Origin of the sequence: Polynucleobacter sp. MG-5-Ahmo-C2 (assembly GCF_018687735.1) — a bacterium.
Lineage (GTDB): Bacteria > Pseudomonadota > Gammaproteobacteria > Burkholderiales > Burkholderiaceae > Polynucleobacter.
This window is the reverse complement of sequence record NZ_CP061304.1, coordinates 291674-304215: the sequence shown is the minus strand read 5'-3', so window position 1 is coordinate 304215 and position 12542 is coordinate 291674. Positions and strand designations below refer to the sequence as shown.

12 protein-coding genes are annotated in these 12542 nt (G+C 37.0%); 1 reads left to right on the top strand and 11 read right to left on the bottom strand.

Annotated features, from left to right (window positions below):
• Window positions 1-4 precede the first annotated feature (4 nt).
• On the bottom strand, window positions 5-1594 hold the full coding sequence (locus C2740_RS01645; protein WP_215293679.1) for a hypothetical protein: 1590 nt from the start codon (window positions 1592-1594) through the stop codon (window positions 5-7).
• A complete protein-coding gene (locus C2740_RS01640; protein WP_215293678.1) occupies window positions 1591-2709 on the bottom strand; it encodes an O-antigen polymerase in 1119 nt (372 codons plus the stop codon). Before C2740_RS01640 ends, C2740_RS01645 begins: the two co-directional genes overlap by 4 nt.
• 118 nt (window positions 2710-2827) lie before the next feature.
• On the opposite strand from C2740_RS01640, the gene C2740_RS01635 reads away from it, so the two are divergent.
• Complete coding sequence (locus tag C2740_RS01635) at window positions 2828-3730, top strand: class I SAM-dependent methyltransferase (RefSeq protein WP_215293677.1); 903 nt, start codon at window positions 2828-2830, stop codon at window positions 3728-3730.
• Window positions 3731-3816: 86 nt separating this feature from the next.
• On the opposite strand, the gene C2740_RS01630 is transcribed toward C2740_RS01635, so the two are convergent.
• The 9 genes from C2740_RS01630 to C2740_RS01595 form a co-directional block, all read right to left on the bottom strand.
• Window positions 3817-4959: a glycosyltransferase family 1 protein gene (locus C2740_RS01630; protein ID WP_215293676.1), complete on the bottom strand. Its 1143-nt coding sequence runs from the start codon at window positions 4957-4959 to the stop codon at window positions 3817-3819.
• The gene (locus C2740_RS01625) at window positions 4920-5711 is read right to left on the bottom strand and encodes a class I SAM-dependent methyltransferase (RefSeq protein ID WP_215293675.1); all 792 of its coding nucleotides are present in this window, start codon (window positions 5709-5711) and stop codon (window positions 4920-4922) included. The genes C2740_RS01630 and C2740_RS01625 overlap by 40 nt, the downstream gene beginning before the upstream one ends.
• Window positions 5712-5719: 8 nt before the next feature.
• Window positions 5720-6643 carry a glycosyltransferase family 2 protein gene (locus C2740_RS01620; protein WP_215293674.1) on the bottom strand — a complete coding sequence of 308 codons (924 nt, stop codon included), beginning with the start codon at window positions 6641-6643 and terminating at the stop codon, window positions 5720-5722.
• Complete coding sequence (locus C2740_RS01615; RefSeq protein WP_215293672.1) at window positions 6636-7574, bottom strand: UDP-glucuronic acid decarboxylase family protein; 939 nt, start codon at window positions 7572-7574, stop codon at window positions 6636-6638. The genes C2740_RS01620 and C2740_RS01615 overlap by 8 nt, the downstream gene beginning before the upstream one ends.
• Complete coding sequence (locus C2740_RS01610) at window positions 7571-8914, bottom strand: flippase (protein ID WP_215293670.1); 1344 nt, start codon at window positions 8912-8914, stop codon at window positions 7571-7573. The genes C2740_RS01615 and C2740_RS01610 overlap by 4 nt, the downstream gene beginning before the upstream one ends.
• A 173-nt stretch (window positions 8915-9087) precedes the next feature.
• Window positions 9088-9237 carry an SIS domain-containing protein gene (locus tag C2740_RS09370; protein WP_251369665.1) on the bottom strand — a complete coding sequence of 50 codons (150 nt, stop codon included), beginning with the start codon at window positions 9235-9237 and terminating at the stop codon, window positions 9088-9090.
• Window positions 9194-9523, bottom strand: coding sequence for an SIS domain-containing protein (locus C2740_RS09365; RefSeq protein ID WP_251369664.1), 330 nt, complete (start codon window positions 9521-9523; stop codon window positions 9194-9196). Before C2740_RS09365 ends, C2740_RS09370 begins: the two co-directional genes overlap by 44 nt.
• 93 nt (window positions 9524-9616) lie before the next feature.
• Window positions 9617-10831, bottom strand: a complete 1215-nt coding sequence (locus C2740_RS01600; protein WP_215293669.1) for a hypothetical protein — start codon at window positions 10829-10831, stop codon at window positions 9617-9619.
• 155 nt (window positions 10832-10986) lie between these two features.
• A complete protein-coding gene (locus C2740_RS01595) occupies window positions 10987-12480 on the bottom strand; it encodes a hypothetical protein (protein WP_215293668.1) in 1494 nt (497 codons plus the stop codon).
• Window positions 12481-12542 lie beyond the last annotated feature (62 nt).

Here is a 12542-nt window from a genome sequence, read left to right as displayed (position 1 = left end):
TATATTATTTATTTTCAAGTATTAATTTTGCGATCCACAATCTACTACAAGAGCTGCAGTCCCGATTAAGATCAAGCTGCAGAGGGGAGATTAGACTCCATTTTGAGCCTGAATAGTCACCAATGATGTCTAATGCGCTATTTGCATTTATAGGAAACGATGACCAAACCGCTATTGTGTTGACATTAGGAGGCAACTTTTCAACCACCCTGGGTCCACACCTATAAATTGGTTTATAGGCAACTCTAAGATCTTTATATAAAATAGGTTCATAGTCACATTTATTCAATACCAAACGCTCAACACCCTCCTTATCTAAATAAGGTTTTATGTAATCTTTAGGAAAACTATTTTCTGCAAATGAAAATGTATTTATTTTAAATACCATAGATAATGTTAGTACAATAAATATTATATAATATATTTGATTATAAGCCAAATATTTAATGAAAAATTTTGAAAAATATATCGAAAATAAAAGAGCTACAGGTAAAAATAAAACTAATTGATGCCTCTTGGGCGCAACATGCAGTAGACCTAAAAATTGTAGCAATAAAGTTGTACCAATTATTAAAAGTAGAATACTTGTAAGTTTTTTACTAATATTCCAATTAATATAGGCAATAGAAACCATTAATATAAAAAATAAAGTACTAAAAACTATTCCATAATTTGTAAAATTATAAATATTATTTTTGTAAAATGAAAATAATATATTAATATATATTGAAATCACGTAATCAAAAAAATCAATTGAAAATTTAAAATTTGAAGGAATAGAATATATGCTGAGTTCAAATTCATTTAAAGATGCAAATGCAGGATCTTGGTGTTTGCCGGAAATTATTGAACGAAATACAAGAAATATAACTGATGAAAAACATGTAATTATTGACAAAACCCAACTTTTGACTATAAATAAGAATTTTTTGGATTTAATATCCTTTAGCCAATCATATAAACCTAATGCACATATGATAAAAATATATTGATAATTGAATAAAGGGACTATTGCAAGTAAAATACTCTTTTTATTAAATATATGGCCATTAAAATCGCACTTAAGAACGCTATATAAGATAATTCCAAAGACAAAAATGTGATGAGAATAGGATGTTAAAGTATTTGTCCAATATAGAAACGGACCCGAACAAAAAATCAGTATAAAGAAAATTGCAATTGCAATTGAATTAACAATATCAACTAATGTTTTTTTAATTAAAATTAAACCTAAGTAAATTAAAAATACATATGGAAGCATTAAAATTGGCCTTAAATACGGCCAATCTATACCTATATAATTTGATATACTCAGCCAAGGACTAATTCCGATTGCATAAGTCCATCTCAATGGTACTATAATGATTGGAAGTAAGTAATTAATAATTATTTCAACAATATATTCATTACTAATACCTATATTTGTTAAATATTTTTTATACTCATCTATATAAATATAATTTGAAAGTTCAAGATGGCTGGAAACCGCCGCAAATTCATCATAACCCCAATGGTTTGAAAATATTGATAATAATAATATGTTTAAAATTATTATTAAAATTAAAAAATCTAACATTTTATTTGAGTTGGTCATCTTAATCTAATTCCAAATAAAATTAATATCAATGGTATATACAACAATTGTCCAATTGTTGTAGACTGCAACATTCCAGTGATGACCAAAATTAATATTAAAATACCTAATGGGGTTACATTGCCAGTTCGATTAATACCAAAACCTATGATGGATCCAAAAATAAATAAGAAAGCAGGTGGTCCAATTATTCCAAAATCAATATAGTAAGGTAAAAAAATTGTTGAGAGAGCATTATAAGTTCCGCCCTCAATTTGTATAACAAATCCCTGTAGCACCTCGCCAAATTTTGCCCAATTACTTACCGTTGGTATAAAAATTGAATAAAATTTACTGACTATATACTCATAAAAACCAAATGTAAGAAGAGATTCACTGTTGAAGATTAAATTACCATTAATAAATTCATCAAAAATTTTAAATCCAATTATATGATAGTTAAAAACTGACGTTTCTAAGTATTCAATATAATTTTCTAGGGATATATTCAGCTCATTAGTATATCTATAATTAAATAGAATATACATTATAATATTTGCTATAATAAATAAAAATGCTATTTTTTTATAAATAAGTTTTTTGTTTATAATAATTGCGTTTATTAAAATATAAATAAAAAAAATATAAATTGATAATCTACCTAATGTAATTAAAGTATCAAAAATAAAGAATAATAAAATTAAACCATTTTTATATGTTGTTGAGCTAAAGAAATTAATTGACGCGATACCATACAGTCCAATTGGATAAACTAAGAGGGTATATATTTGCAATATGTATTGATTTTTATATATTTCTACCGGGTTGCTGTAAGCAATATCACGCAAGGCTCCTGGATTATTTAAAGAATATGTTAATGAAAAAATTGACATTACTATCTGTATTAAAATAATATAAAGCAATATTATTTCCACATTTAAATAAAAGTATTTTTCTTTTGGTAACTTCTTAAATTTTAAATTTTCTGATAATGACCACCCAACTAGAAATAAAACCATTGAGAATGTTACCAAAGCTGTAGCAAGGTTCGATATACTTAAACTTGTATTTAAATATGCCGCAGCAATCCAAAAACTCCACCATATGGCTATAAATCCCTTTAATCTGTTACTCAAACTATTCCTTATGTAATAAAAATTTTAACTACTGTGGTTTGTTTTAGTTATTTTCCTAAACGTTACTATCTCGCTATAAGACAGCCAATGCAAGTATTTTCGATAAAAAGAGTTTTTTATGAACAATGAATCTTATATTAAATATGACCGTCATGAGGAAGAATGGGATGAGATTCTGACCAACCCCTTAAAGCAGCAAATTGGCGCCACCTGGTTCAAACATAACACTCTTGATGCATGGCGTCACAGGAGAATGCATTTCCTAATTAATCCAATAATATCCTACGACAAGTCTTTCAAATGGCTTACTGTTGGCGATGGAAGGTATGGTACTGATGCACATTTCCTTCTATCCTCAGGCATACAAAAAGTTCATTGCTCTGACTATTCAGATACGCTCTTAACTATAGCCCATGAAAAAGGTTTTATTAGTGAATACTCAGCCCAAAATGCAGAATCTCTGAAGTTCGATGACAATTCGTTTGATTTTATTTACTGCAAAGAAGCCCTACACCATTTTCCACGCCCTTATATGGCCTTATATGAAATGTTAAGAGTGTGTAAAACTGCTGTAATCCTTACCGAGCCAAGAGATCAATTAATCGATAAGGCTCCCTTGCTCCCCCTTTTTAGGCTTCTAAAAAAACTAACTAAAAACAACACTGGTGCTCATTCATTCGAAACCGTAGGAAATTATGTCTACACCATTTCAGAAAGGGAGCTTAGTAAATTTTTACTTGGAATGCATTACAACTGCATAGCCTTTACTGGGGTCAACGATCACTACATCCCAGGGGTTGAGTTTATAGACATTGACCCTAAAAACTTTAAGCATAAATTCATTAAACTAAAAACAGTAGTTTGTATAAAAATTCGTGATTTGTTATGTTTTTTAGGTTTTATGAAAACGAATTTATTGACTGTTGCCTTGTTTAAGCAGAGGCCCACTCAAGACCTAATTAATTCAATGTCAAATCATGGCTGGACTATTCAAGAGCTTCCCCAAAATCCTTATCTTTAAAGAATTAAATAGTAAGTTTTTATCTACAATGGCTGCCATTGAGCGATAGAGCCGCCATATAACGACAAGGATCTTTAATTTACCGCTCACATTAACTCGTAATATATCCTTAAGGTATCTTTTGCGCACTTCTCCCATGAAAAACATGACAAACGATTCCTGCCAGCTATTTTCAGTGCTTCAGTCACCTCCCCCGAATAGACAACCCTCTCTATAGCATCTTTCATTTCTTCGATGCTGTTAGGATTAAAAAACTGGGCAGCATTACCTATCACTTCCGGCATAGAGCTAGTATTACTACTTATCACAGGACACCCTTGTGCCATAGACTCTAGGGGTGGTATTCCAAACCCCTCATACATGGATGGATAAACGAACGCGGTTGCTGTTTGATAACAGCGCTGTAAATTGGAGTCGCTCCCACTATATTGGAATACTTGTTGGTCATTGAAGCCAAGCGCAGAAATTAATGCTCGCTCATCGCTGGAAAATGGATTCCCACCAAAAGCTAAAATACTAAAATCCTTCATGAGCCTTGGAGATGACGCTACCGCCCTAAGTAAACCTGAAAAGTTTTTATAGCCCCCGCGATGCCCTACATACAATAAAAATGGCTGTCTAATATGTATTGAGGCTACTTTTCCTATAATTTCTGGATTTACATGATCAAACCCAAGGTGTACTACTGAAATTTTTTGCTCAGGAACAGAATAAAAATGCATAAGATCATGCTTCGTATTTTCGGAAATGCAAATCACATGATCCGCTCGCTTGATAGCCTTTTCTTTAACCCTTAATGTACTATCCCAGACGGAAAATTGATTTGGATAAAGCTCATGAATCATATCATAAACTGAAATTACTGTTTTAAAATTTTTAGATCTTAATACTTGATTAGAATAATAGGTTTGATGCACTATATCTGGCAACCATTTTTCAATTTGATTACTAGACTTTAAAAAGTTATATGCCAAATAAAATTTAGTGGCTTTTGGGAGGTATCTTTGAATGTAGCGACCATATACCATATTTTCTTGAGTCAATGCCAGATAAGCATTGCGATGAAGAGGTGCAAAGACCTGAACTTCTTGTCTTAGGGATTGTAATTCCTGTGCGAGACGCGTGAAATAGCGTGAAATACCGCCATAAGACTGCATACAAAAAGCCTGATAATCAAAAGCTATCCTCATTATTTTCTTGGTTTTAACATTAGAAAATGATCCGACCATACTTTGCTTTTCAGTTTTTTCTTGAGAAAAAATGGTATGAGAAAGTTAAGCTTTACAAGCAAATACCATAGGGTTTGATTTACTGGCTGGTCGGTAATTAAATGATAATTTTTACCATTAGTTATCAATCTTTTTCCGCGCACTCTTGCAAGCCTCTCTAATGTTTTTGTTCTAAAAAAACCAATATGCTGACCATGCTCCACGCCGTAGTACCACCACTCATGTTGATCTGGCGTAGGGGTAGCTATTATTTCAGTTGAAAATAGAACGTTTGGAGCAATATCTAAAAATCTATCTAATTCAATATCTGGGTCCACAAAATGCTCAAATGCCTCAAAAACAGTCACTAAATTAGCACTTCCGCCGGAAAACTCAAACCCCTTGGCTAGTAAATTTTGACAAAATTGATCTGACCAGAAGGCATTTATGCCATAGTCTCGTAAGAGTCGAACTAAAATTCCGTACCCCCCGGCGCAATCTACAACTGTTCCGTTTACATTACCTAACAAAGCCATAACGCCCAAAACAACTCTAGCGTTAATTTGATTTCTTGCAAGTATTCCGGTATCGCTATCATTAATTGCATCGGCATAAGCGTCATCTAGCCAGTATGGATCCTCTGTCTGGACATACCCACATGTTGGGCACTCAAAATAGTCGACCTGATATCTATTAAGAAGGCTGGCAGTAAATAACTTATTGCTCTCTTCCGCACAACATCGACAACTTAAATTAACGCACGTTACTGTCATTGTATAAATTAAACCCTATATATGATGGAATGAATGCGCCTTTGAATTCTTCTAAATAGTGAGTCATCTACATATTTTTTAAAAAAAATTTCGTCTAATTTTACATTTTTGAAAATTTGGTCAGGATGTTTTAACGGAAATAGAATTTCCTCAGTAGCCATATTAGCAAGGACGCTTTCTCCAACTGTATGTGTCGCGCTCAATCCAAATCCAATATTTGAAACTAGATTAACTCTAGGAACAATTGAAACCCTTACATTTAATCTGCTGCCAAAAAGCCATTGATAATCCCAAGTATCGATCTTATTGCCGTATACGCGTTCAAAAATATTGACGTAATATCTTTCTGCATCTTTAAAACCAAACCAGTTTTCAATTTCGCCACTTTTCAATACATTTGGCCAATTTTTTAAATCCACATCATAATCATGCTGCCAGCGATTCCGCCATGTTGCCCAACCCCAGATATTATTGAAGCCTGAAAAGTAATAGCTTTTATCCCCTTTAAATTGACCAAAGTGAAAATTATCTCCAGTAATCATTCCAATCCGCTCGTCACTCCTATACCTGACTAGCATTTCCTCACAAAACCTGAAAAAAGAGGGGTGAGGTAGACAATCATCTTCCAAAATAATCGCCTCATTGACGCACTCAAAAACCCAATCAATACCACTAGATACGCGAGCCTTACATCCCAGATTTACATCGGAGTAATTAACTAAAACTTCGCAAGGCCAGTCAACCTTTTTTATTATATCTCTGGCTTTTGAAACCTTGTCTGCCTCCCCAATATGATTCGAACGAGGCCCATCTCCTATAACTAATAATTTTTTTGGCTTAGCTTTTGCAATTTCTAAAAATACACGCTCCGTTTCATCGGGACGATTAAAAATGATAAAAGCAACTGGGGTATTCAATAAAAAATTAGACACTTAATACCGCCTTAAAGTAAGCAATCGTCTCTTTAAGACCATCCTCTAAGTTGACCTTGGGCTCCCAACCGAGCTTGGCTTTAGCCAATTCAATGTTTGGTTGGCGTTGCTTAGGGTCATCGGATGGTAATGGCTGATGAATAATTTTTGATTTACTACCTGAGAGCTTGAGAACAGTTTCTGCTAATTGCAGCATCGTGAACTCACCTGGATTGCCAATATTGACTGGCCCAGTAAAGCCCTCTTCTGAGTTCATCATTGACACCATGGCATCGATTAAATCATCTACATAGCAAAAGCTACGGGTTTGTTGGCCATCACCATAAATAGTAATATCTTGGCCTTTGAGAGCCTGCACAATGAAGTTACTAACAACGCGTCCATCATTGGGATGCATGCGCGGCCCATAGGTATTAAAGATACGTACTACTTTGATATCGAGCTGATGCTGACGGTAATAGTCAAAGAATAAGGTTTCAGCGCAGCGCTTGCCTTCGTCATAACAAGAACGTATCCCAATAGGATTGACTCTTCCCCAATACTCTTCTGGCTGAGGGTGCACTTCAGGGTCGCCATAGACTTCACTAGTAGATGCTTGCAAGATTCTGGCGCGGGTGCGCTTAGCCAATCCCAGCATATTGATTGCGCCATGCACGCTGGTCTTCGTCGTTTGCACGGGATCGTACTGATAGTGGACTGGTGAAGCTGGGCAAGCTAAGTTGTAGATCTGATTAGTTTCTACATAGAGCGGGAAGGTCAGATCATGGCGCATCACCTCTAAATTGGGATTGTCTATTAAGTGTGTAATGTTTTGTTTAGTACCCGTAAAGAAATTATCTACTACCAAAACCTCATTACCTTCTTTAAGGAGTTTCTCGGTGAGGTGCGAGCCCAGAAAACCAGCGCCGCCAGTGATGAGGATTTTGTTCATAAGTCGTCTAATCCTCTAGATCTAAAACCATAACCAATTTGCATATAAAATAATTTCCGCGAAAAAATAAAATTTATTAAAACTGCCGAAATTAATTGCGCAATAACAGCTGTCAGCGCGGCACCCTTCAGACCAAATACAGGTATCAAAAGTAGATTTCCAAATATAGAAAATAAAGCTCCGGATATTGTTTGCAGTAAAGCTAAATGAGGTTTTTTATTATTAACAAACCATAGCCCTTGCACCACCCCTAAAAAAATTGGGATATTTGTAAGTACATATATATTTAAAATATCTGCAGCCCCATGGTATGCCGATCCATACATCAATGATACAACTGGTCCAGATAAAATCCACGTAACGAAAATTGCCATCACACTTAAGATCAATGCGATGCGAAATATTTTCAACATAATCATTTCAAATTTGATATTGTCCGAATTTTTAATTTTTGCAATATAAGGTGCAACACTCATACAAATAACCATGGGCACTATATTCCATAGGCTCGATATTGGAATCATGGCAGCATATATGCCTAAAGACTTTTCATCCAATAGACTTTTAATCATAATTTGATCTATGCGCATATAAATTACAATTGAAACAGTGCTGAGAATATATGGCCAAGATTCAGATAACAAATTTCTAGAGACTAATAGATTATATGCCCACGTATTGGGCGCAGGAAATCGACGATATGAAACATATAGCACTAATGAATTTAGCATTGCCTCGAACATAATAACTCCAGCAAAAGCTAATAATGGTGCCTCTAATAAGATTAGAGCCACCTTTACACCATTTGATAATAAATAGGCAAATAGCTTAGCCAGGACTGTTCTCCTGCTCTGCAACTGACTCTGAAACCATAAATCAATGCTATCTGCTGACTGAAAAATTAAACCGCCAGCAACAAGAGCGGCCAATAAAAAACTTTCTGATTGGTAATTATTAGAAAAACCATAAAGTATGGTTACAGTCAGCCAGCAAATTAAACCTGCTGCAAAACGCATCCTAAAGATGGTGCCTAAAACGACCCCAGAATGCCTTTCATCACTAACAATCTCCCTTACGGCTATACCATCAAGCCCCAATAAAGAAATTGATTGGAAAATTGCTACGAACGCAATGCAATACGCCAGTTCGCCAAACTGGGATGGCCCAAGATATCTAGCAACCCACGCCCCGACAAGCAGACCAAATATTGCCCGCATAATCTTATCTAGTAAAAGCCAGCCACTATTGTGAATAATAGATAAAAAATTATCGCGACCCAATAACCGATCCCTCAAGAAGTTCGGCAAATAAAGTAACCATTGAGGAGAATTATTTTTCATTCGCTAAATGAAAATCACAGTAATAGCTTCAGCTTCTATTGGATTAGTAAGTGAAATAGTGGGCAACCTTCAGCCAACCAATCCACAAATCATGTGTCCAATAAATATATGAGCTTCTTGAATCCGTGCAGTTGTCTGACTTGGAACGATAATTGAAAGATCAGTAAGGGATTTCATCTGCCCCCCAATGCGATAACCTTGATCCCAAGCTCTTTCGCAACATGCATCGCTTTAATAACATTACCCGAATTACCTGAAGTAGAAATAGCAATTAATACATCACCCCCCTCGACCCAACGCACCGACTTGCCTTGCAAACACATCTTCAAAGGAATAATCGTTTGCAATACACGTTAAAGCAGAAGTATCGGTAGTTAATGCAATGGCCGGTAAAGGTTTGCGATCTTTAATAAAGTGCCCTGTCATCTCGGCAGCAATATGCTGACTATCGGCAGCAGACCCGCCATTCCCACAAATCATCAATTTATTACTACTTATAAAAGCTTTAGCAATCAACTCACTAGCTTCATTAACAACAGACTCTAAAGCGCCCAAATTCTGGAAAAGTAATTGGTGCTCTTGCAGATTGGAGGAGAAGGTAAATGTCATGAAGGGAGTTTATAAATACCAAAGGAATGGATTACTTTTTAATAGACAAGCCTGCTAATGCCCGATACCGAGCTCTTGCCTGCGCTCTACCGATCATTGGATACCGCCGCTTTTTGCGCCACCTTTAATACTTGCCCACACTCTTTGACCTAAAAGTACCAACAGCATCAAGAAAAATGCACCGGCTAGACCGCCTGCAGTTGTTTTGATCATGCCTTTTTTGATGCTTGTAGGCGCAGTATTGGCATCTAGGCTCTTGGTAAAGCGACTTTTTACAGAGAGTAATTGGGTGCGCAACTGATCAAAGACTTCTTGTTGTTTGATGTCCTCTTTAGCCAATTTGGCGCGCAACTTTGCCTCAATTGCCAAGAGGCCATCATCTAAAACAATACCATCAAATGTGTTTGCAGCGAGAGGATTTGCTTCTTCTAAAAAGATTTTGATGAGCGCGATTTGGGCTAAACGATCCTTATAGCGCTGCAAGGCTTCTTTCGATAAATTAATATCGTTATTAACTGCGATGATTTGGGTGGCTAATGGCAAATACTTAGCGCCAGAGTCCTTGGGATCAACCACCTGATTGCTGGCGTTATTACCCCCCGGAAAGCGTTTATGTAAATCTTCTAATGCTTTAGCGCGCTGTACTTGGTAACCCATCTCAATCTCGGTAGTGGTAATGCGCTTTTGCAAATCAGCTACAGTCGATATGGTCTCGGTCTCGTAGCTATTGAGAATACTGCGCAGCTGCAAGTAGGCGCTACCAGTACGCAAAAAATTAGCTGCCGCGCGCACGTTCTCGATGGACTTTTCTTTGGTGCCACCTGATGCCGTTACCGTAAGACTTAAAATAGTAGTGGAAGCAGCATCTAAGTCTTTACTAATGGCAGCCAGATCTTTGGTATCGGCTTTGGATATGGCATAGCTCGGAATAACATTTTTTTGCCACCACTGCTCGCTCGCCATAGCCCTGTAAAGCTGCGCATGATTCTCGGGGGATTTGCCCTCATCTTCGATTTGCGCTGCTAAATTGGGTAGGCTCTTTTGAATGGTTTTCCAGGAAACGAGGTCAAGGGCATAACTATTATTATTATTATTATTATTATTAAGTAAAACATACTCTGCTTGATAGCTAGCCAAGAAGTTCCAATTCGCAAATCCTAGAATAGCGCCCACGATGCTTGCCGCGGCAAGTTTTTTCCAAGATGCTTGCAGGAAATTGACGATGTCTAGAAGGGAGATTTCCGCCTCACCTGAAGCGTTACCATTCAAATTAGCTGATTGTGGCAAGGAGTTGTTTTCTTGGGTCATAGATAAGGGATCAACCAGGTTCTTTATTAGGTAATACAGGAAACCTAATTTTATCTCATTACAAAAGTTACAACTATTTGACAGTCAAAATTCTTGCCTGCATCACAATAGTCCCAGCGACTCAATCGGTCACATCAACCTTCCCCGGAGATCATTTAAGGTCTGGTAGTCTTGTTTTTTACGGGATATAAGCTAACGCCAGCCCCCAAAGCAAGCCAAAAAATAAGCGCCTCAAAATAGACTTTTTGACTGATTTCGGTGGTGCACCACATTAAAAATAGTCCCCCGATGGCCCATCTGGAGGCCCTTTTCCAAGAATTGGAGCGCAAACCCTGCTCTTGAAGCTCCTCTGCGCAGAGTTGCCAAAGCAACATCCAAAGTGCGCCCAAAAGCAAGATGGCTCCAGGAATGCCAATCCCCAGAGTTAAATCAATCCAACCACTATGAGACTGGTGCAGCAAGGAATCAGGCCAGGAGACTTTTGCCTGTCTGCCAAACGAGCGCTCAATCAAGCCATAACCCAAGGGGTTTTGCTCAATCAACTTAATTCCTACTTTGGCCCATGATACGCGTTCGTAATTCGTCACTGAGACCGGTACTCCCAATGCATTATTGGGATAGCCTCTTGCCCCGCTGTATTTCCACTGCTGATATTGATTGATATCTAAAGCAATCTTAGTATCAGCTGCAAATGTTCTCCAGGATGTATTTTGCTCTAGATGTTTGGAGATAAAAAATATGCTTGCTGTAACCAAGCAAGCCCCTAGAATTATTTTTAGAAACCAATGCCCTTTAAATAGGGTAGCTAATAAACAAAATAGAAATATAGCTATTAGCAAGGTGCCGTAAGCCACTCCATTTTTAATATTCTCAAGATAGAAGACGATAAAAACAGCTGGGATCGTGAGGATATAGAAAATGTTTCCGAGTGAGAGCCAGCGGTGGTTTTGAATGTTCTGCAACAACATCCCAAGCGCGACGGCTAGGGCTGGCAAGCAAAAAGCAACATAGGCTGTTTTTGCCATATACACTGAATGGGCCCCAACATACATCTGAATAGACTGCGGTATTTGGATGCCCCACTGTTGGCCATACATAGCGAGCAATACTTTAATCAGATAAATCAGCGTTGGGGCTAGCAGGCCGCAATAAAAAATAATCCAATAGCATAATTGCCACCACTTACTGCGATTTGTTTGTTGATCCAATCTGAAAATAGATAAGCCCATTCCAAAAGCAAACCAAAGTCCGATAGCAGCGCGCTTCCAAATGCTCGAGAGCTCTTCGAGTTGCAACACTTTGTTTTGACTCAGAAAGAAAAGGTGGAATGTAGCCCAGCCAAAGAGGGCAACTAGAAGCCAAATAGGTAATGCTCTTTTTTGCAATAAGAGTTTGCGCGCCTGATAAATGGGATAAAAACTTAGGCATGCGCCGAGGATAAGGCAGGCATAGCGAAGTCCGATTGTTCCCGGAAGAACCCAGATCGCATTCAAGATAGCAAAGGAAAAGACCTGCAAAAACAGTATTAAATAAGCAAAGGAACTGGCGGGCACTATGTCGGCGCCAAGCCCTTTTTGACCACTTTGTGCAATTCTTAGCAAATCAAGCTTCCAGAATGGGATAAAACGACTTCGTCTAACTAGTCGCATTATCATGAGTCATTTAGAAGTCCTATGATAAAAGCATTTTAATTAGACCCCAATTCTTACTG